General features: G+C 72.5%; 21 protein-coding genes. 12 read left to right on the plus strand and 9 right to left on the minus strand.

Annotated features, from left to right (window positions below; genetic code table 11):
• Positions 1 to 27 precede the first annotated feature (27 nt).
• Together proC and O7617_RS20860 are read left to right on the plus strand one after the other, a co-directional pair.
• Positions 28 to 846, plus strand: coding sequence for a pyrroline-5-carboxylate reductase (proC, locus tag O7617_RS20855; RefSeq protein ID WP_088988370.1), 819 nt, complete (start codon positions 28 to 30; stop codon positions 844 to 846).
• Between the two features lie 162 nt (positions 847 to 1,008).
• A complete protein-coding gene (locus O7617_RS20860; RefSeq protein WP_088988371.1) occupies positions 1,009 to 1,359 on the plus strand; it encodes a DUF2203 domain-containing protein in 351 nt (116 codons plus the stop codon).
• A 384-nt stretch (positions 1,360 to 1,743) separates the two neighbouring features.
• Here O7617_RS20860 and O7617_RS20865 read toward each other — a convergent pair whose 3' ends face one another.
• The 3 genes from O7617_RS20865 to O7617_RS20875 form a co-directional block, all read right to left on the minus strand.
• The gene (locus O7617_RS20865; protein ID WP_282257527.1) at positions 1,744 to 2,421 is read right to left on the minus strand and encodes a class F sortase; all 678 of its coding nucleotides are present in this window, start codon (positions 2,419 to 2,421) and stop codon (positions 1,744 to 1,746) included.
• Positions 2,418 to 3,287 carry a DUF4397 domain-containing protein gene (locus tag O7617_RS20870; RefSeq protein WP_282257528.1) on the minus strand — a complete coding sequence of 290 codons (870 nt, stop codon included), beginning with the start codon at positions 3,285 to 3,287 and terminating at the stop codon, positions 2,418 to 2,420. The genes O7617_RS20865 and O7617_RS20870 overlap by 4 nt, the downstream gene beginning before the upstream one ends.
• Before the next feature lie 106 nt (positions 3,288 to 3,393).
• A complete protein-coding gene (locus O7617_RS20875) occupies positions 3,394 to 4,065 on the minus strand; it encodes a methyltransferase domain-containing protein (RefSeq protein WP_282257529.1) in 672 nt (223 codons plus the stop codon).
• 100 nt (positions 4,066 to 4,165) lie between these two features.
• Between O7617_RS20875 and O7617_RS20880 the strand changes: the two genes are divergently transcribed.
• Both O7617_RS20880 and O7617_RS20885 read left to right on the plus strand, forming a co-directional pair.
• Entirely contained in the window at positions 4,166 to 4,711 is a 546-nt protein-coding gene (locus O7617_RS20880; protein ID WP_282257530.1) for a hypothetical protein, read from the plus strand.
• Between the two features lie 69 nt (positions 4,712 to 4,780).
• Positions 4,781 to 6,382, plus strand: coding sequence for a glycosyltransferase 87 family protein (locus tag O7617_RS20885; protein WP_282257531.1), 1,602 nt, complete (start codon positions 4,781 to 4,783; stop codon positions 6,380 to 6,382).
• Positions 6,383 to 6,410: 28 nt separating this feature from the next.
• On the opposite strand, the gene O7617_RS20890 is transcribed toward O7617_RS20885, so the two are convergent.
• Together O7617_RS20890 and O7617_RS20895 are read right to left on the minus strand one after the other, a co-directional pair.
• A complete protein-coding gene (locus tag O7617_RS20890; RefSeq protein WP_282257532.1) occupies positions 6,411 to 7,085 on the minus strand; it encodes an NADPH-dependent F420 reductase in 675 nt (224 codons plus the stop codon).
• 287 nt (positions 7,086 to 7,372) lie between these two features.
• Entirely contained in the window at positions 7,373 to 7,861 is a 489-nt protein-coding gene (locus O7617_RS20895) for a glutathione peroxidase (protein ID WP_282257533.1), read from the minus strand.
• A gap of 156 nt (positions 7,862 to 8,017) precedes the next feature.
• Here O7617_RS20895 and O7617_RS20900 point away from each other — a divergent pair, with 156 nt between their 5' ends.
• The 4 genes from O7617_RS20900 (at position 8,018) to O7617_RS20915 (ending at position 13,069) form a co-directional block, all read left to right on the plus strand.
• A complete protein-coding gene (locus O7617_RS20900; RefSeq protein WP_282257534.1) occupies positions 8,018 to 9,643 on the plus strand; it encodes a glycosyl hydrolase family 18 protein in 1,626 nt (541 codons plus the stop codon).
• A gap of 182 nt (positions 9,644 to 9,825) precedes the next feature.
• Positions 9,826 to 10,341 (plus strand): hypothetical protein, encoded by a 516-nt coding sequence (locus O7617_RS20905; RefSeq protein ID WP_282264817.1) that lies wholly within the window; start codon positions 9,826 to 9,828, stop codon positions 10,339 to 10,341.
• Between the two features lie 87 nt (positions 10,342 to 10,428).
• Positions 10,429 to 11,835, plus strand: a complete 1,407-nt coding sequence (locus O7617_RS20910) for a 3-deoxy-7-phosphoheptulonate synthase class II (RefSeq protein ID WP_278140811.1) — start codon at positions 10,429 to 10,431, stop codon at positions 11,833 to 11,835.
• Between the two features lie 199 nt (positions 11,836 to 12,034).
• On the plus strand, positions 12,035 to 13,069 hold the full coding sequence (locus O7617_RS20915) for a GntG family PLP-dependent aldolase (protein WP_282257535.1): 1,035 nt from the start codon (positions 12,035 to 12,037) through the stop codon (positions 13,067 to 13,069).
• A gap of 113 nt (positions 13,070 to 13,182) precedes the next feature.
• On the opposite strand, the gene O7617_RS20920 is transcribed toward O7617_RS20915, so the two are convergent.
• Both O7617_RS20920 and pknB read right to left on the minus strand, forming a co-directional pair.
• Positions 13,183 to 14,049 carry a deoxyribonuclease IV gene (locus O7617_RS20920; RefSeq protein ID WP_282257536.1) on the minus strand — a complete coding sequence of 289 codons (867 nt, stop codon included), beginning with the start codon at positions 14,047 to 14,049 and terminating at the stop codon, positions 13,183 to 13,185.
• Entirely contained in the window at positions 14,049 to 16,037 is a 1,989-nt protein-coding gene (gene pknB, locus O7617_RS20925) for a Stk1 family PASTA domain-containing Ser/Thr kinase (protein WP_282257537.1), read from the minus strand. The genes O7617_RS20920 and pknB overlap by 1 nt, the downstream gene beginning before the upstream one ends.
• 42 nt (positions 16,038 to 16,079) lie before the next feature.
• Between pknB and O7617_RS20930 the strand changes: the two genes are divergently transcribed.
• Positions 16,080 to 16,229, plus strand: a complete 150-nt coding sequence (locus tag O7617_RS20930) for a hypothetical protein (RefSeq protein ID WP_282257538.1) — start codon at positions 16,080 to 16,082, stop codon at positions 16,227 to 16,229.
• Between the two features lie 23 nt (positions 16,230 to 16,252).
• Complete coding sequence (locus tag O7617_RS20935) at positions 16,253 to 16,615, plus strand: Rv2175c family DNA-binding protein (protein ID WP_269683816.1); 363 nt, start codon at positions 16,253 to 16,255, stop codon at positions 16,613 to 16,615.
• A 168-nt stretch (positions 16,616 to 16,783) separates the two neighbouring features.
• On the opposite strand, the gene O7617_RS20940 is transcribed toward O7617_RS20935, so the two are convergent.
• Together O7617_RS20940 and O7617_RS20945 are read right to left on the minus strand one after the other, a co-directional pair.
• Positions 16,784 to 17,866, minus strand: coding sequence for a polyprenyl synthetase family protein (locus tag O7617_RS20940; protein WP_282257540.1), 1,083 nt, complete (start codon positions 17,864 to 17,866; stop codon positions 16,784 to 16,786).
• A 10-nt stretch (positions 17,867 to 17,876) separates the two neighbouring features.
• Positions 17,877 to 18,275, minus strand: a complete 399-nt coding sequence (locus O7617_RS20945) for a helix-turn-helix domain-containing protein (protein ID WP_282257541.1) — start codon at positions 18,273 to 18,275, stop codon at positions 17,877 to 17,879.
• Between the two features lie 238 nt (positions 18,276 to 18,513).
• On the opposite strand from O7617_RS20945, the gene metF reads away from it, so the two are divergent.
• Together metF and O7617_RS20955 are read left to right on the plus strand one after the other, a co-directional pair.
• Positions 18,514 to 19,431 (plus strand): methylenetetrahydrofolate reductase [NAD(P)H], encoded by a 918-nt coding sequence (gene metF, locus O7617_RS20950; RefSeq protein ID WP_282257542.1) that lies wholly within the window; start codon positions 18,514 to 18,516, stop codon positions 19,429 to 19,431.
• Positions 19,432 to 19,452: 21 nt separating this feature from the next.
• Positions 19,453 to 20,166, plus strand: a complete 714-nt coding sequence (locus O7617_RS20955) for a CDP-alcohol phosphatidyltransferase family protein (RefSeq protein WP_282257544.1) — start codon at positions 19,453 to 19,455, stop codon at positions 20,164 to 20,166.
• Positions 20,167 to 20,169 lie beyond the last annotated feature (3 nt).

Below are 20,169 nucleotides of genomic sequence, written 5' to 3' on the forward strand. Positions count from 1 at the left end.
GACCCGACGCGAGGGGGTACGACCGAGATGTCAGCCGGGGTGCACACGGTCGCGGTGATCGGCGCGGGCAAGATCGGTGAGCTGATGCTCTCCGGGCTGCTGCGCTCGGGATGGCCCGTGGACAAGCTGCTGGCCACCGCCCGCCGCCCGGCGCGCGCCGAGGAGCTGACCGCCCGCTACGGCGTACGGGTGGTCGACAACCTGACGGCGGTGGACGAGGCGGCGGTGCTCGCGGTCTCGGTCAAGCCGCAGGACGCGGCAGCGCTGCTCGACGAGATCGGCCCCAAGGTGCCGGCCGACAAGCTCGTCATCTCGCTCTGCGCCGGCCTGCCCACCAGCTTCTTCAGCCGTCGGCTGCCCGACGGCACCCCCGTGGTCCGGGTGATGACCAACACCCCGGCGCTCGTCGACGAGGCCATGACCGCGATCTCGGCGGGCGCGTACGCCACCGGTGCCCATCTGGCGTTGGCCGAGGAGATGTTCAAGCCGCTCGGTCAGACGATCCGGGTGCCCGAGTCGCAGCAGGACGCCGTCACCGCGCTCTCCGGCTCCGGCCCCGCCTACTTCTACCTGCTGGTCGAAGCCATGATCGACGCGGGGATCCTGCTCGGGCTGCCCCGGCAGGTGGCCCACGAGCTGATCGTGCAGACCGCGATCGGGTCCGCGGTGATGCTGCGCGACTCCAGCGAGCACCCGGTGAAACTGCGCGAGGCGGTCACCTCGCCCGCCGGCACCACCATCTCCGCCATCCGCGAGTTGGAGAAGCACGGCGTACGCGCCGCGCTGCTCGCCGCGCTGGAGGCCGCCCGCGACCGCGCCCGTGAGCTGGCGGCGCAGGCCGACTGAGCCTTCTTCGCGCGTGGCGGGCCGGTCTGGTGTTCCGAACGCGTGCCGACGGGCCGATCCGGTGTTCCGGACGGGCCGGTTGAGCTCTTCGGGCGCGCGGCGGTGCGGGCGGCCGAGCGTTCCGGGCTCGTGGCGGAGCGGGGCGTGGCGCATACTGGCGCGGTGTTCACACTCGCCCAGGCCCGGCACCTGGTGGCCACGCTGCAACCGCGCGTCGACGAGTTGATCCGGGTCCGGGCCGACCTGGCCGAACTGCGCGCCGACCTCGCCGACCACGGCGTCAGTGCCCTCGGCGGGCTGGCCGAGGTGAAGGGGCTGGAGGCCCGGCTGCACGCCGTCGTCGACGAGTTGCACCAGCACGACATCCAGGTCAAGGGCATCGCTCCGGTGCTGCTCGACTTCCCCGGCGAGCGGGAGGGCCGCGCGGTGCTCTGGTGCTGGCTGGAGGGCGACTCCGACGTGCGCTGGTACCACCGGGCCGAGTGCGGCTTCGCCGGCCGCCGCCCACTCTGACGCACCCGCCCTGGCGTCGTGTCCGCCCTGGCGTCGTGTCCGCCCTGGCGTCGTGTCCGGCCGCGCTGCCGGCCTTGATCCACTCGCGTTCACGGAAAGCGCGGTATCCGAGCGCGGCGGACACCCCGGGCTCCTTGAACCCGTGTTGATCTAGCAGGGCGCGGCTCAGCCCGCCGCGCCCTGCCGCCGACCTGCCCCGCCGTCCCGCCTTGATCCACTCGAGGTCGCCGAAAACGGGGTATCCGAGCGCGGGGATACCGCCAAATCGGCGACCTCGAGTGGATCAAGCCCGGTGCGGCTCGTTCCGCCGCCGACGCTGAGGCGGATCAGGCGCGGTGGGGCTGGACCGCCGCCGACGCTGACGCGGATCAGGCGCGGTGCGGCTCAGCCCGTCGCGGGCTTCGGCAGGACCGGGCCGGGTGTCTCGGCCACCGCGAACACCACGACGTTGTCCCGGTAGTGCCCACTTCGCCGATCGAAGGCACCCCCGCAGGTGACCAGGCGCAGCTCCGGGTTGGGCGTCGGCCCGTACACCACGGAGGTCGGGAACCGGTCCTTGCGGGTGCGCAGCGACCCGGTCACCCGGAACGCCAACCGCTGCCCGCCGCGCCACACCTCCACCCGGTCGCCGGGCCGCAGCTCGCCGAGTCGGGCGAAGACCGCCGGGCCGCGCCGGGAGTCGAGATGCCCGGCGAGCACGGCCGGGCCGGTGTCTCCGGGTGCCGGACCGCCGCCGTACCAGCCGGCGGTGTCGAAGTCGGCGGGCGGGACCAGCACCCCGGACTGGTCCAGGCCCAGCACCGTGAGCGTGGAGTCGACGCCGATGCGCGGTACGCGTACCCGAGTGGGTGGTCCCTGTGGGGTGGGCGCGGCGGCCACCGACGGGCAGTCGTCGGTGCAGCCGGGGTGCCAGCTCGCGACCGGCGGCGCCGGGCCGGTGTCGGCCAGCCCGACCCCGGTGCCGGCGGCGAGGCCCACCGCCGCGCCGGCCGCGAGCAGCGCGGCCAGCGGCACCCGGCGGTCGCGGTGCCGCCGGATCGACGGGCCCGGCCCGGCGCTCACCAGGCGGTGCGCCGCCGCCGACGCCAGAGCAGCAGCGCCACCACCCCGGCCGCCGCAGCCAGACCGCCGGCCACCAGGGGGTACGCGTCGAGCCCGGCGCGGGCGGTGCCGCCGGCGCCGGTGTCCACCCCACCGGCGGGGACGACGGTGCCGCCCTCGGCGTCGCGGCGCAGCTCGGCGGTGAGCCCGCCCTGCCTGCCGTCGAGCACCAGCAGCGAGTAGACCGCGCCGCCGGTGAGGCGCACCTCCGCGTCGGTGCTCGGGCCACCGGCACCGGTCAGCTTCAGCCGCCACGTGCCCGGCTCGACCTGCTGGTAGTCGGTCGTCGTCGCGAACTGCACCCCGTCGGCGATCTTCGGGCCGTCGGCGGCGGCCACGTCGAGTATCGGGGTGCGCACGGACGCCTGCACGACCCGCACCTTGGCGCGGCCGTCGGTGGGGGCGCTGAGGTCGTCGTTGAGCACCCGTAGGCCGAGGTCGGCGTGCCGTCCCACACCGGCCACCGTGAAGGCGTCACCGCTGGTCACCGCGACCTCGGTGGTGAGCACCGGGGGATCGCTCGCGGGGGCGCCGGCCTCGCGCATCGCCACCGCGTACCGTCCGGGTGCCAGCTCCAGATAGTCGGAGACCACGCCGTAGCCGACCCCGGGGAAGACCCGCGGTTTCGCGGTGCCCGGCGCGGCCAGGTAGACGTCGACGGCCGGGGTGTCGGGGGAGAGGTGGGCGAGCCGGACGTATCCGACGGTGTCCACGGCCGTCGCGGCACCGGCCGGAACCGGGACGCCGGTGGCAGCGAGGGCGGTGCCGAGCAGGAGCGCGCCGGAGCCGGCCAGCAGCCGGCGGGGCACGGTACGGAGCGTGTGCATGTCGCCTCCGGAAAGCACTTTCGGTGAGCGGGACACAACCCAGAGACAGGGTCCCGTTTACGGGACTGAGGCGCAAGTTGCCACGTCGATGTTTTTGCCGCTGCCGCTACCGATCTCGGATGGCGAGGAGGCCGAGCAGGTCCGGGACTCCGCCCCGGCCCGCCTCGACGACCCGGACCAGTCGGAGGCCGGCGTCCACTGTCGCGTTGACAAGGTCGGAGATGGGGATGTGCCAGGCACCCACCCGTACCCGTACGCCGGTGACGTTCCAACTGTCGAAGCTGTGCGACCGATCGGCGTACCGGGCGTCGACGACGACACGCGGATGCTTACTCCAGTCGGCGAACGCGCCCACGAAACACGGGTGCACACCCATGTGGACGAACCGCCCGCCGGGACGCAGCACCCGGGCGACCTCGCGCAGCACTGCCGGGTAGTCGGGCAGGTCGGTGCTGGCCAGCACGCACATCGCGGCCGGCAGCGACGCGTCGGCGACCGGCAGGGCACCCGCGTCACCCCTGGCCGCCGGCAACCGTCCTCGCGCGTGCCGCAACTGCCCGCCGGACAGGTCCACGCCCACCGGCGTCCAACCCAGACCAGTCAGCACCGGAGCGTGCGCACCGGTGCCGCAGCAGATGTCGAGGCAGCGACCCTCGCCCGCGCCGAGCAGGTCCGCCACGGTCGCGTGCACCCGCCGCAGGTAGTCGCCGCTGCCGGAGATGTAGCCCTCGTACCAGTCCGCGTGGGCGTCGTACGCCGGTGTGCTCGTCGTCCCCATCGGCCGAGGCTACGAGTCGGCGCCCACCCGGGAAAGCCGTTCTTCCGGGGGCAGAAGTGGGCGTTTGCGTTCGCTCACGTGTGGCTACTGAACAGCAGTGGTGACGAAGGTCGATGCAGGCGACACCTGGTTCCGACGATCCCGCTGGCGGGTGCTGGCCCGGGTGGCCTGCGCGGGACTTGTGGTCCTGCCGGCCTTCGCGTTGCTCAGCGTCGCGTTCGGCAACGCCTGGTACCACCCGCTTCCGCACGGGCCGATACTTCTGCTGGCGGCGATCCGCTACCCCGTGCAACTGCGACATCAAGGTGGGCTGCCAATTCGGCTGACCCGCGACTTCCTCGAACTGACCCTGCCTGCCGGCGGGACGGTGCAGGTCGACTGGGCCGATCTGACCCGAGCCGAGGTACGCGGCCGGATCAGCCCGACCCTGATCGTCGACATCGCCGATCGGGATCGGACCCGGCCGGTGCTGGACCGCTGGGATTGGGGTCGGGTGGGCGTGTGGAACCGGGCGCGCGGGCGGAACTCGCAGGAGGTCCACCTGTCAGTGGTCGCCGTCACGCCGAACCTCCACCGGCTGCGCGTCGAACTGGCGCACCGGATGGCCGGCGTCGCGGAAGAGCCGACGCCCGACCCCACGACCTGACCCCGCTGAAGCCCCACGCCGGCCGTGACCGGGCCCACCGGGACCACGCCGGTCGCCTATTCTCGGGCGATGCGGGATCGCCGGGTGGCGCTGGTGTGGGCGACCTTCGTCGTCGTCGCGCTGGTGTCCTGTGTGCTCGTCCTGAGTCGACCGGACCGCCTCTCCGACCTGCACATCTACTACGGGGCGCTGACCGACCTGCGTGCCGGCCGGCCGCTGTACGAGTACGCGGCGGAGAACGGGGGCCCGTTCACCTATCCGCCGTTCGCGGCACTCGTGCTGGGTCCGATCACCGTCGTGAGTGAGGGCGTACTCCAGGGGATCTGGCTGGTGGCGACCTGCGCGGCGGTCGTCGCCGTCGCCGGGGCGGTCGGTGTCGCGTTGACCACCCGGCAGTCCCGGCGGCCGCTCGTGGTGGCGGTCGCGGCCACGGTGCTGATGCTCTCCGCACCGGTGCAGAGCAACCTGCGCTTCGGTCAGGTCAGCATCTTCATCGTGCTGATGGCCCTGCTCGACGGGATGGGCCTGGTCCCGCCCCGGCTGCGCGGGATCCTGGTCGGGGTCGCGTCGGCGATCAAGCTGACCCCGTTGCTGTTCGTCGTCTACTTCCTCGCCACGGGCCGCTACCGCGACGCGGGCCGGGCGGTGGCGACGTTCCTGGCGTGCGCGGTGGTCGCCGGGATCGTGCTGCCCGGCGAGAGTTGGACGTACTGGACCGAGGCGGTGCGGCAGACCTCGCGGATCGGCAACCTGGCGTCGCTGGGCAACCAGTCGGTGCACGGGATGCTGCTGCGCGTCGGCGTGGCCGAGACGACGTTGCCGGTGCTCTGGGCCGCCCTGGTGACGCTCGTCTGTGCGGCGGCGCTGCTGCGGGCGCGACAGTTGACGCGACAGGGCCGCCCCGGGCACGCGGCGGTGCTCGTCGGCTGCGCCACCGTCGCCGCGTCCCCGGTGTCCTGGACCCACCACCAGGTGTGGCCGGTGCTCGCCGCCATGCTGCTGATCGGCGCGTCCGGCGTCACCCAGCGGGCAGCCGGGGGAGCGCTGCTCGCCGCGATGGTCGTCTCGCTGGGTGCGGTTCTCGGCCCGGTGTCGACACGGCCGGGGGTGCAGTTCCTCTTCGAGAACGCCCGCGCGATCGGGGTGGGCGTGCTGTGCCTGGTCGGCTTCGGTGGCGTCGCGGTCGCCGCCACTCGAACGCACCGCCGGGCGGCGGGCGGACGGGGATGGTTGCGGGTGGGCGTGACCGCCACGGTGGCTGTCGCGTTCTTCGCGGTGCAGCCGTTGCCCGCCGGTGCGGATCCGACCTTCAAGGCCTACGCCCTCGATGACGTGGTCAACCCGCGATACTTCTTCGTCTGCCGTGGCCCGGTCGAGTGCGCCGCCTACGGCACCGACGCGCCGGTCACCTTCGGCACCCGGGCCGAGAAGACCAAGGTGCGGGTCAACGGTGTGGTCTCCGCACAGGTGACCCGACTGGAATACTTCTCCGCCCCGGGCGGGCCGCCCCGGGTCATTCCGCTGCTCGACGCGTACCCGGGGAGCCGCACGTTCTCGTTCCGTTCGGCGAGCATGGCGCAGGGGCGACTCGTCGCGTACGCCTCGAACGGTCGACCGCTCGCGAGCTACGACGACGAACTCGCCGCCGCCCTCCGGACGGCCACCCGGTAGGCGACCGTCGTGAGGGTGGCGGCGGCGCTCAGCGGGTGGCGGCGGCCAGAGCGGCGCGCAACTCGTCGGCGCCGCCCGGGGCCGGGTGCTGCCAGTCGGTCGGCGAGGCGGAGTAGAGCGTGCCGTACGCCGGGGTGTCGGGCTGGTAGCGCCATCCCTCGGCGAGGGAGCCCACGTCGACGGCGTCGTAGCCGATCCGGTCGAGGAAGGCCGTCACCTCGGCCTTCGCGGCCTCGTCGTCACCGGCGATGGCGAGGGCGCTGCGGTCGGCCGCACCTGTCGGCCGGGCCAGCGCGGCCAGGGCCGCGAAGTAGATGTTGTTGAAGACCTTGACCACCCGCGACTCCGGTAGGTGTCGCTGGAGCAGTTCGCTGCTGGTGGTCTCGCCGCTGTCCAGCTCCGGAAGGTTCCCGTCGCGCTGCGGGTAGTAGTTGTTGGTGTCGATGACGACCTTGCCGGCCAGCGGCTCCACGGGCACCGCGCGGTATGCCTTCAGCGGCACGCTGACCACCACCAGGTCGCCCACGCGCGCCGCGTCCTCCGCCGTGCCGGCGCTGGCGTGCCCGCCGAGGGCGTCGACCAGGTCGGTGAGGGTCTCCGGGCCTCGCGAGTTGCTCAGCACCACGTCGTAGCCGGCGTCGACGGCCAGTCGTGCGACGGTGCCGCCGATGTGGCCGCTGCCGATCAGTCCCACAGTTGTCATGCTCGTCCCCAACTCCGCCCGCCCGTGCCGCATTCCCCACCGACGTGATGGGTATTTCGGGCTACCCGGCTGCGCCGGACCGACACGCCAGCGCCCCGCGACCCGTTGTCAGCGCCCCGCCGGCTGTCCTGCGCCAGCCGGCGCTGCTCCGCCGGCTGTCGAGCCCGTCCTGCCCAACGTACTGCTCATGCCGGTCAGCGACGGCGGCTCCGACGTGTTGATCAAGAGGTTTGCGTCAGAAGGGGGCGCTGAATTGACGCAAACCTCTTGATCAACACGCTCCGGGGTCAGGCGGGGAGGGTCTTCTCGATGGCGATGCGCACCTCGTCCGCGGTGGGCTCGACAGTGGGGGCGAACCGGGCCGCCACGGTGCCGTCCGGGGCGATAAGGAACTTCTCGAAGTTCCACCGGACGTCCCCGGTGTGCCCGTCGGCGTCCGCAGTGTCCACAAGCGCGGCGTAGAGCGGGTGCCGGGCGGTGCCGTTGACGTCGACCTTCTCGGTCAGTGGGAAGGTGACTCCATAGTTGACCTGGCAGAACTCGCTGATCTCGGCGGCGCTGCCCGGCTCCTGCCCGGCGAACTGGTTGCACGGCACACCGAGCACCACCAGGCCGCGATCGGCGTAGCGGTCGGCGAGTTTCTGCAGGCCGGCGTACTGCGGGGTGAGGCCGCAACGGGAGGCCACGTTCACGATCAGCAACGCCTTGCCGCGGTAACGGGCCAGGTCGGCGGGGCCGCCGTTGAGGGCGTCGATCGGGATGTCGAAGACGGTCATGGGGGGAGGCTACGCGCCGGCCACCGACGGGCCGGGCAAGGGCACTCCACGCACCAGGAGAAATCGAAACATGGACATCTTGACGAATTGATGACGCCGTGAGTACCGTCTCACCATCTCTTTTGGAAAGTTTCCTAACAGTTCGGGAGACGCCTCATGAAAAGATCGCTCCGCCGGGCCCTCTGGGCCGGTGCCGTGGTCGCCGTGACCGTCGCAGCGGTGCCGGTCACCACCGCGTTCGGCGCCGGCACGGTCACCACCACCTTCACCAAGGCGCAGGACTGGGGGACCGGTCACGAGACGAGGGTGACCGTCACCAACGGATCGAGTGCCACCATCAGCACCTGGCGCATCGAGTTCGACCTGCCGTCGGGCACCACCATCAGCAGCGCCTGGGACGCCGACGTCACCAGCAGCGGTAACCACTACGTCGCGGTCAAGAAGAGCTGGGCCGGTGGCATCGCCCCGGGCGCCTCGTTCAGCTGGGGCTACAACGGCACCGGCGCGTACAAGGCCCCGCTGAACTGCACCATCAACGGCGCGGCGTGCGGTGGCGGCACCACCCCGCCGACCACCACCCCGCCGACCACGACGCCACCGACCACCACCCCGCCGACCACCACTCCGCCCACGACGACCCCGCCGACCACGCCGCCGCCGAACACCGGTGGCAAGAAGGTCGTCGGCTACTTCGCCGAGTGGGGCGTGTACGGCCGCAACTACCACGTCAAGAACATCCAGACCAGCGGCTCGGCCGCCAAGCTGACCCACATCCTGTACGCCTTCGGCAACACCACCGGCGGTCGCTGCTCGATCGGTGACAGCTACGCCGACTACGAGAAGGCGTACACGGCCGCGGACAGCGTGGACGGCGTGGCCGACACCTGGGACCAGCCGCTGCGGGGCAGCTTCAACCAGCTGCGCAAGCTCAAGCAGATGAACCCGCACCTCAAGGTGATCTGGTCGTTCGGCGGTTGGACCTGGTCCGGCGGCTTCACCCAGGCCGCGCAGAATCCCGCCGCCTTCGCGGAGAGCTGCTACAACCTGGTCGAGGACCCGCGCTGGGCGGACGTCTTCGACGGCATCGACGTCGACTGGGAGTACCCGAACGCCTGTGGCCTGACCTGCGACAGCAGCGGCCCGAACGCGTTCAAGAACGTGATCAGCGCCCTGCGGTCGAGGTTCGGGTCCAGCGCCCTGGTCACCGCCGCGATCACCGCGGACGGCAGCAACGGCGGCAAGATCGACGCCACCGACTACGCCGGCGCGATCGGCAACCTCAACTGGCTGATGCCGATGACCTACGACTACTTCGGGGCCTTCGCCGCGCAGGGGCCGACGGCGCCGCACTCGCCGCTCACCTCGTACACCGGCATCCCGCAGCAGGGCTTCAACTCCGACGCCGCGATCCAGAAGCTCAAGAGCAAGGGCATCCCGGCCAACAAGCTGCTGCTCGGCATCGGCTTCTACGGCCGTGGCTGGACCGGGGTCACCCAGGCCGCACCGGGCGGCAGCGCCACCGGCGCGGCACCGGGCACCTACGAGGCGGGCATCGAGGACTACAAGGTCCTCAAGAACACCTGCCCGGCCACCGGCACGATCGCCGGCACCGCGTACGCCAAGTGCGGCAGCAACTGGTGGAGCTACGACACCCCGTCGACCATCAACGGCAAGATGACGTACGCGAACAACCAGGGCCTCGGTGGCGCGTTCTTCTGGGAGCTCTCCGGTGACACCAGCAACGGCGAGCTGATCGGCGCCATCAAGGGCGGTCTCGGCTGAGCCGAGGGCCGACGCACCACCCACACGGCGGGGAGGGGCCCGCACCGTCCCTCCCCGCCCGTGAGACCGGCGGCCCGGTCGACGCCCAGCGTCGGCCGGGCCGCCGTCGTTGGGCCGGCCCAGCTCGATGTGGCAGACTCCCGGCTCGGCAGGTCTCGATGGCACCGACGACGGAGGTGGTCATGCGCTCGACCCACCGCAGGCTGGCGGCGACCGCCGCCGGGCTGGTGCTGCTGCCCGTCATCCTGGGCGGCTGTGGCATCGGCGGCGACGCCGAGGAGGAGGGGCCCGCGGCCAAGCCCGCACGCGCCCCCGCCGAGGAGGCCACCACCCGCTCCCGGGAGCGGGTGCAGGCGTACCTCGACGCGATGACCGCGAAGGACGTCGCCGCCGGTAGGAGCCAGCTCTGCGCTCTCCTGCACGACGGCTTCGACCTGGGCGCCACCGGGCCCAACGGGGACTTCGCCGACCACTTCCAGGTGCCCGAGGCGGCCATCACCGACATCCGGCCCGGCCCGTTCGGGCAGGAGGTCAGCGTCTCGGTCTCGGTCACCTCCGGTAAGCGCGCCGTCAAACGGCCGCTGCTGTTCACCGTCACCCGGGACGGAGGCGACTGGTGCATCGCCGGGGAGGCGCCGGGCGGAACTCCGACCGCCGGCCCGACGCCGGGCGGTGCCGTCCTCACGCCCCCGTCCTGACCAGCGCCCGACGGATTGATCTCCCACCTGCCGGAACCGTCCCCCTCGCCGCCCGGTCACCCCGACCGTCGCCGTACGCTTTCTGTCATGCGCCATGAGTGGCATCAGCTGAGCCATCCCGGGGTGGGTAGCCCCGGTCTGCAGACCAGCCGACCGACTGTCGACTCCGCCGAGGACGCCGCGCTCGGCCTGGACCGATGGCGGGAGCTGCCCCGTGAGCAGGTTCCGCCGTGGTCCGACCCGGCCGCCGTCGCCGAGGTCTGCAAGGTCCTCGACACGGTGCCGTCGGTCGTCGCGCCCTACGAGGTGGACCAGCTCCGGCAGAAGCTCGCCCTGGTCTGCGAGGGCAAGGCGTTCCTGCTGCAGGGCGGTGACTGCGCCGAGACGTTCGCCGACAACACCGAGAGCCACCTGCTGGCCAACGCCCGCACCCTGCTCCAGATGGCGATCGTGCTCACCTACGGCGCGTCGCTGCCGGTGGTCAAGGTCGCCCGGGTGGCCGGGCAGTACACCAAGCCCCGCTCGCTGCCGACCGACGCGCGCGGCCTGCCCGCGTACCGCGGCGACATGATCAACTCGCTGGAGGCCGACCCGGCCGCCCGGGTCGCCGACCCGCAACGCATGATCCGGGCGTACGCCAACTCGGCGGCGGCGATGAACATGCTCCGGGCGTACCTCGCCGGTGGGCTCGCCGACCTGCACGCGGTGCACGACTGGAACAAGGGCTTCGTGAAGAACTCCCCGGCGGGGGAGCGCTACGAGGCGATCGCCCGGGAGATCGACCGGGCGCTGGCGTTCATCCGCGCCTGCGGGATGACCGACGACGAGGCGCTGCGTACCGTCACGCTCTACTGCTCCCACGAGGCCCTCGCCCTGGAGTACGACCGGGCGCTCACCCGGGTCTCCGACCGTCGGGCGTACGGGCTCTCCGGGCACTTCCTCTGGATCGGCGAGCGCACCCGGCAGATCAGTGGCGCGCACATCGACTTCATCTCCCGCATCGCCAACCCGATCGGCGTGAAGCTCGGCCCGACCACGTCCCCGGACGAGGCGATCGAGCTGTGCGAGAAGCTCAACCCGGACAACATCCCCGGTCGGCTCACCCTGATCAGCCGGATGGGCAATCACCGGGTGCGCGACGCCCTGCCGCCGATCGTCGCCAAGGTCACCGCCGCCGGCGCCAAGGTGGTCTGGCAGTGCGACCCGATGCACGGCAACACGCACGAGTCGTCCAACGGCTACAAGACCCGGCACTTCGACCGCATCGTCGACGAGGTGCTCGGCTACTTCGAGGTGCATCGTGGGCTGGACACCCACCCGGGCGGTCTGCACGTCGAGTTGACCGGCGAGGACGTCACCGAGTGCCTCGGCGGCGCGCAGGGCATCGAGGACCTCGACCTGCCCGACCGCTACGAAACCGCCTGCGACCCGCGTCTGAACACCCAGCAGTCGTTGGAGTTGGCCTTCCTCGTGGCCGAGATGCTCCGCGGCTGACGCGAGGAGTGAGCTTGCGAGCCCCGCAGTCGGCGGCCGGAAGAATGACAGCGGCTGACGCGAGGAGTGAGCTTGCGAGCCCCGCAGTCGGCGGCCGGAAGAATGACAGCGGCTGAGGCCGGGGCCCCTCTGCCGCAGCCGAGAAGAATGACCGTGACCAGGTGTGCGAGACCCGCAACCGGCGGTCGGAAGGATGACAGTGGCTGACCAGTTCGTGGACCTGCGGTCCGACACGGTGACCCGACCCACCGCCGGGATGCGGGAGGCGATGGCCACCGCAGAGGTGGGTGACGACGTCTACGGCGAGGACCCGACAGTCAACGCCCTCGAAGCCGAGGTCGCCGCCCTGTTCGGGCACGAGGCCGCGCTGTTCGCCCCGAGCGGGTCGATGGCCAACCAGATCGCCCTGCAACTGCTGGTGTCGCCGGGTGACGAGCTGCTCTGCGACGCGGACGCGCACGTGGTCACGTACGAGGTCGGGGCCGCCGCCGCGTACGGCGGGATCTCCTCGCGGACGTGGCCCGCCGTCGGCGCGGACATCGACCCGGAGGCGGTGGCCGGGATGATCCGGCCGGACGGCTTCTTCGCCGTTCCCACCCGCGCGATCGCCGTGGAGCAGACCCACAACCGGGGCGGCGGCGGGGTGATTCCGCTGGCCACCCTGCGGGATCTGCGTGGGGTCGCCGACGAGGCGGGCGTGGCGGTGCACTGCGACGGCGCCCGGATCTGGCACGCGCACGTCGCGGACGGGGTGCCCCTGATCGAGTACGGTCGGCTCTTCGACACGCTGTCGGTGTGCCTCTCCAAGGGCCTCGGCGCCCCGGTCGGCTCGCTGGTGGTGGGCAGCGCCGACAAGATCGAGCGAGCCCGGCTGATCCGCAAGCGGATGGGCGGCGGCATGCGTCAGGCCGGCATCCTCGCCGCCGCCGGGCGGTACGCGCTGGCACACCACGTCGACCGGCTGGCCGACGACCACGCCAAGGCGGCCCGGCTCGCCGAGGCGGTCGCGCCGTTCGGGGTGCTGGCCACCCCTGCCCGCACCAACCTGGTCGCGCTGGACCTGACCAAGCACGCCCTGGACGCGCGTGCCCTGGCGGCCGTCGCGCGGGCCGAGGGCGTCCTCATCTCGGTGCTCGGCCCCCGTACCGCCCGCCTGGTCACCCACCTGGGCGTCAGCGACGCCGACATCGACCACGCGGTCGAAGCCCTACCCCGAATCCTGGCAGCGTCCTGACCCCGCGGGGCCCGGCCCGCCTCCTGGTGTTGATCAAGAGGTTTGCGTCAGATTCCGGCGTCCGGATGACGCAAACCTCTTGATCAACGAAGATCGGCGGCGTGGAGGCGGGGTCAGGGGTGCAGGCGGGTGAGGGTCTGGATGTCGGCGGCGTGGCCGATCTGCTTCTCACTCGGGGTCTCCACGACCAGGGGTACGCCGGCGGTGGCGGGATGCGTCATCAGCTCGGCGAAGGCCGGCTCGCCGATGGTGCCCTTGCCGATGTTCTCGTGCCGGTCCCGGGTGGAGCCGCACAGGTCCTTCGAGTCGTTGGCGTGGACCAGCCGTAGCCGGTCCGCACCGACGGTGGCCACCAGCGTGTCCAGGGTCGCCGTCATACCGCCCTCGACCGCCAGGTCGTGGCCGGCGGCCCAGGCGTGGCAGGTGTCGAAGCAGACCCCGAGCATGGGGTGCCGGTCCACCGCGTCCAGGTACGGGCCGAGCTGCTCCACCCGCGAGGCGAGCGACCGGCCCCCGCCCGCGCTCGGCTCGACCAGCAGCATCGGCCCACCGGCGGCGGCGGCCCAGTCGAGCAGCGGCAGCAACTCCTCGCGGACCTGTCGCATCGCTGCCTCGGCGTGCCCCTCGTCCACCGAACTGCCCGCGTGGAACACCACCGCCTGAGCGCCGATCGCCACGCCGCGACGCAGCGCGTGCGCCAGCGTCCGGGTCGACTTCTCGACCGTGGCCGGGGTGGGTGAGCCGAGGTTGACCAGCAGCGAGGCGTGGATGAACGCCGGAATGCCCCGCTCGGCGCAGCCGTCGCGGAACAGGGCGTCCTGCGCGGGGTCACCGTCGGGCAGCGCCCAGCCCCGCGAGTTGGAGACGTAGACCTGCACCACCCGCGCGCCGGTCGCGTCCGCGTACGGCAGGGCGGCCCTGGCCAACCCGCCGGAGGTCGGAGTGTGCGCGCCCACCGGACGCGAGGTGACCGCCGACATCAGAAGCACGTGAGGGTGACCGGGGTGCCCGGCGGCACCTGCGAGTTCTCGCCCGGTGCCTGGATCCGGACCGTGGCGTTCGGGTTGATCAGGGCCGTCACCGGGAAGCCCTGGCCCTCCAACGCCTGCTTGGCCTGCTGGCACGGCAGGTCGATCACCCGGGGCATGACGATCGCCGGTGGGCCCTTGCTGACGTCCAACTTGACCTGGGTGCCCTTCTCCACGCCGGCGCCGTCGGCCGGGCTCTGGCCGAGGATCTCGTCCTTGGGCTTGTCCGACTCCTTGTAGGTCTCGACCAGGGTCAGGTTGAGCTGGGCCAGGGTGGTGCGGGCTTCGGTCAGGCTCTTGCCGACCAGATTCGGCACCGTCACCGGCGCCCTGCCCCGGCTCAGGATGAGGGTGATCTTCGCGCCGGGTTTGACCTCGGTGCCCACCTTGGGGGAGGTGTCCAGCACGACGCCCGCCGGCAGGGTGTCGTCGTAGCGGGCGGCGCCCTTGGCCACCACCAGCTTCACGTTGACCAGATCCGCCTCGGCGAGCTCGAACTCCTTGCCGATCACGTCCGGCACCGGGAAGCGTTCCGGGCCCAGGGACAGGGTCAGCGTGATCGTGCCACCCTTGACGATCTTGGAGGTCGAGCCCGGGGTCTGCTCCAGCACGCTGTCCTTCGGTGCCTTCTCGTCGAAGCGCGGCTCGCCGTACTCCAGGACGAGCCCGGCCCGGTCGGCCTGCGCCTGCGCCTCGGCGTTGCTCAAACTCACCAGCTGCGGGGCGGTCGTGTAACGCCCGACACCGAACCACCAGCCACCGATCGCGGCCACCAGACCCAGCGTCACCACCACGGCCGCGACGGCCAACCGGCCACGCGGACTCGCCATCAGCGTGCCCCGCAGTGCGGCGAGCCGGGACCCCAGGCCCTCCGCGGGTTCCGGAGCGGCCCGACGTCGACCGCCGCCCTGGTTGCCGCCGCCCTCGGGCAGCCGCGCCCAGGCCGGGCGGTCGGGCGGCCGGACCGTCGCGACCACCATGGTCGGCTGCGACAGGGGCGCGTCGCCGCTCACCGGACGGAGCACCGCGGTGTGGGTGTTGCCGTCACCCAGGCGTTCCCGGGCCGTCTGAACCTCGGTCAGCAGTGCTCCGGCGTCGGCGGGCCGGGCACTGGGATCACGTCGGGTGGCGCGCTGCACCAGGTCGTCGAGGACCGGTGGCAGGCCGGGCACCAGCGTCGAAGGTGCCGGCACGTCCCTGTCGACGTGCTGCCAGGCGACGTCGACCGGGCGGTCCCCGTCGTACGGGACGCGGCCGGTGAGCATCTCGAACAGCACGATGCCCGCCGAGTAGACGTCGGTACGGGGATCGGCGCGGCCCTCGGTGACCAGCTCCGGGGCGACGTACGCCACGGTGGCCATCAGTTGGTTGCCCTGCTCGTCGTCGGCGCTCGCCTCGACCGCCCGGGCCAGGCCGAAGTCGGCCACCTTGACGACGCTGTCGACCAGGTTGGCCACGCCACCGGTGGGTGCCTCGGCGACCAGCACGTTCTCCGGCTTGACGTCGCGGTGCACCAGACCCGACCGGTGCGCGGCGGCGATCGCGGCGAGCATCTGCTCGGCGATGGCCAACGCCTCGTCCGGGTTGAGCCGGCGGCGCTCGGCCAGCACGTCGCGCAGGGTGCGGCCGCGGACGTACTCCATCACCAGGTACGGCAGGCCGGCGTGGGTGCCCTGGTCGTAGACGGCCACCACGTTCGGGTGGGTCAGCCGCGCGATGGTCTTCGCCTCGTCGGTGAACCGAGCCACGAAGTTGGCGATCCGGGCCCGGGCCTCGGGCGCCTGGGTCGGATGAATGATCTTCACGGCGACGGTGCGCTCGAGACGCTCGTCGGTGGCGGTGTACACGGTCGCCATGCCACCACGGGCCACGCGACCGCGAATGCGGTAGCGCCCGTCGATCAGCGAGCCCAGCAACGTGTCGGCGACCTGAGTGTCCATCGGCAGGGAGTCTATGTGTCCAAGGGGTGAAGGTTGAACAGGATGCTACAGCCGAACGCCGAACTGGTTCGTCCCGCCGCGCTCGCCGCCCCTCGTCCGCTGGTCAGCGGCGCGTACGAGCGAGGGCTCCGATCGGCTGTCCGGGGTGCCGGTGGCTCGTCGTGGCGGCGGCGTGGCAGGGTGGTCGGGTGACCGAATCCGTACCCGACCAGGCCGTGCCCGGCCCGGAACTCGCCGGACCAACCGACCCGGCCGGCTGGCTGACCCTGCCCGACGTCGCCGAGCGTCTCGACGTGTCGATCAGCAAGGTGCACCAGATGATCCGCGACCGTGAATTGCTGGCGGTCCGCCGCGACGGCGTCCGCCGCATCCCGGCGGACCTGGTCGCCAACCAGACGGTGCTCAAGCACCTGCCCGGTGTGCTCAACCTGCTCTCCGACAACGGCTACGACGACGAGGCCGCCCTACGCTGGCTCTACGAGCCTGACGACACCCTCCCCGGGAACACCCCGGCCGCCGCCCTCTCCGGCGACCAGGCCCGCGAGGTGAAGCGCAGAGCCCAAGCCGAAGGCTTCTGAACCGACCCCCTCCCTCGCCGCCCCCCGTCGATCATGAGGTTAGCGGCGCGACACGCCGCTGCGGACGCCGCCAACCTCATGATCGACCGGGAAGAGGGGCCGGGAAGGGGGCCGGGAAGAGGGGCCGGGAAGGGGGGCCGGGAAGAGGGGCCGGGAAGGGGGCTGGGGTTAGTCGGCTCGGCGGGTTGCGGCTATGGCTAGGTCCACCAGGGTCTGGCGGGCCTCGGTGTCGAGGTCGACGGCGGTCAGGGCGGCCAGGGCGGCGTCGGTGAGCGTGACGATCCGCTGCTCGGTACGGGCGAGAGCCCCGCTCGCGGTGATCAGCTCGCGCAGCCGGGCCACCCCCTGCTCGTCCAACTCCGGGTCGCCGAGCCGGCCGAGCAGCAGCTCGCGGCCCGCGTCGTCGGTGGTCTCCAGGGCGGCCGCCACCAGGTAGGTGCGCTTGCCCTCGCGCAGGTCGTCCCCGGCCGGCTTCCCGGTCAGGGCCGGGTCACCGAAGACTCCCAGCACGTCGTCGCGGAGCTGGAACGCCTCGCCCAGCGGCAGCCCGTACGCCGAGTAGGCCGTCCGCACGTCGGCCGTCGCGTCGGCCAGCGCCGCACCGAGCAGCAGTGGACGTTCGACCGTGTACTTCGCCGACTTGTACCGGGCGACCTTGCCGGCCCGTTCCACCGAGGTGTCCCCGGTGGCCTGCGTCAGCACGTCGAGATACTGGCCGACGGTGACCTCGGTGCGCATCTCGTCGAAGACCGGCCGGGCCCGGGCCAGGACCCACGGGTCCAGCCCCGCGGAGTGCAGCAGCTCGTCGGACCAGACCAGGCAGAGGTCGCCCAGCAGGAGAGCCGCGGCGTCGCCGAAGCTGTCCGGGTCACCACCCCAGCCGGCCCGCCGGTGCCGGGCGGCGAACCGCCGGTGCACCGCCGGCTCACCACGGCGGGTGTCGGAGCGGTCCATCAGGTCGTCGTGCATCAGGGCGCTGGCCTGGACGAACTCCAACGAGGCCAGGGCGGCGAGCACCGGTTCGCCGTCGACTCCGCCGGCGCCCCGGAACCCCCAGTACGCGAACGCCGGACGCAACCGCTTGCCGCCACCGAGCACGAATGCCTCGATCGCCTCGGCCACCGGGACCAGCGCGTCGTCCACGGCGGTGAGCCGGGCCCGTTGACGGGCCAGGAACTCGGTGAGGGCCTTGTCGACCCGCTGCCGCAGGTCGGCGCGGTCGACGGGAGACACGGGAGCAGCGTGGGTCACGCCCCCGACGCTAGCCGGTCCCCACCGCCCGCGCGCCACCGCCACGCGTGGTCCCGGCGGTGCGGCGGGGACCGGTGCGGCCCGCCGCCGCCGCGCCGGCCCGAGGGGCGCGGCCCGGTCCGGTGGCTCGGGTGGCGCGTGTCGGGACGGCCCGGCGGGTGACTGCGGCGGCCTCGGCGAGCACCACCAACGGCACGTCCAGGACGACGGCGAGCCAGCCGAGCCAGAACCCGCCGGGCACCCGGCGCTGTCGTTCCCAGCGGGACACCTCGTGCCGGCTCAACGTCGGCACCCCGGCGGCGGCACACAACTCGGCGGCGGCGCGCTGCTGGCTCCAGCCACGGGCCAGTCGGCAGCTGACCAACAGCGGCCCGAGCTGCCCGGAGCGTGGCGATGCGGGTGCGGGCACAGGTCCTCCTGGCGGGCGTCGGGCGGTGACGACCCACTCCACCGGGCGGACGGACGTCACCGTTCGGTTGCTGACCCCCGCACGGGCCCGGGGCCGCCCCCGCCGCCCCTCCCACGCCACTCATTCCTACCCCGGGGGTACGACGCCCTCGCGCCCACCGGCCGGGCGTACGGCGCGACACCGGTCACCGGGTGGGAAGTGTCTGGGTCGTCCCGGCCTCGCCCGCTAGAGTCGGGTCGTGGCGCTCGGTCTTCCCTCGGTACTCCCCAATCCGCAGCCGGCGATCGGGGAGCTCATCCGCGAGCGTCAGCCCACCTTCTCGTTCGAGTTCTTCCCGCCCAAGACCGAGGCGGGAGAGCAACTGCTCTGGCAGGCCATCCGCGAGCTGGAGTCGCTGCGTCCGTCGTTCGTGTCGATCACGTACGGTGCGGGCGGCTCGACCCGGGACACCACGGTGGCGGTGACCGAGCGGATCGCCACCGAGACCACCCTGCTGCCGATGGCGCACCTGACCGCGGTCAACCACTCCGTCGCCGAGCTGCGACACGTGGTCGGCCGGCTCGCCGGGGTCGGGGTGCGCAACGTGCTGGCCGTGCGCGGCGACCCCCCGGGCAACCCGGGCGGCGAGTGGATCCGCCACCCCGAGGGCGTGGACTACGCCGAGGACCTGGTCCGCCTGGTGCGTGACTCCGGCGACTTCAGCGTCGGCGTGGCGGCCTTCCCGTACAAGCATCCCCGCTCGCCCGACGTGGCCAGCGACACCGCGCAGTTCGTCCGCAAGTGCCGGGCCGGCGCGGCGTTCGCGATCACGCAGATGTTCTTCGACGCCGACGACTACCTGCGGCTGCGGGACCGGGTGGCCGCCGCCGGCTGTGACACCCCGATCCTGGCCGGGGTGATGCCGGTGACCCAGATCGGCACCATCGAGCGGTCCGTGCAACTGTCCGGGGCGCCCTTCCCGCCGGCGCTGGCGGCCCGCTTCGAACGCGTCGCCGACGACCCGGAGGCCGTCCGCCGGCTCGGCGTCGAGCAGGCCAGCGAGATGTGCCGCCGACTGCTGGACGAGGGCGTGCCGGGAATCCACTTCATCACCCTCAACCGGTCCACGGCCACCCGTGAGGTCTGGCAGAACCTGAAGGTCGACGCGCGGGTGTGAACGCTGGTCCTGCGACACCTGATGCCCGGCACGACGGTTGATCCCCAGGTGGGCACACAGCTGAACTGGGATCAGTACGCCACGGCCTGGGCGCGGTTGCACGGCGGGTTCGACCCTCGGGTCGCGGCGCCGGTGGTGCGCGCCTGGCTGCGATTCGCGTACCACGTGGGGTATGTGCTGGGTCGGCTGCGGATCAGCCCCACCGCGGTCACCGTGGCCGGGGTGGTGCTCTGCTTCTGCGTACCGTTGCTGGTGACCCGGCCGGGGAACGGCCTCTTCCTCGGCGCGTTGTTCGTGTTGCTCGCCGCCGTGGCGGACAGCGTGGACGGCGCGGTGGCGGTCGCCACCGACCGCACCACCCGGCTCGGCTACGTCTACGACTCGGTCGCCGACCGGCTCGGTGAGGTGGCGTGGTTGCTGGCGTTCTGGCTGGTCGGCGCGCCCGGCGGGCTTGTCGTCGCGGGCGGCGCGCTGTCCTGGCTGCACGAGTACGTCCGGGCCCGGGCGGTCGCCGCCGGCATGCGTGACATCGGCGCGGTGACAGTGGGCGAGCGCCCCACCCGGGTCTCGGTGGCGCTGGCCGGGCTGCTGGTCGCCGGGCTGGCCGGGCTGATCGAGCCGGACCTGGCCGCCGGCACCATCACCATGGCGACCGCGGTGTGGGTGCTGTTGGCCGGCTTCGGCCTGGGGCAGTTACTGTCCACCATCCGCCGCGCCCTGCTCGACGCCGGCTGAGGC

This window comes from Micromonospora sp. WMMD1155 (genome assembly GCF_029581275.1).
Taxonomy (GTDB): domain Bacteria; phylum Actinomycetota; class Actinomycetes; order Mycobacteriales; family Micromonosporaceae; genus Micromonospora.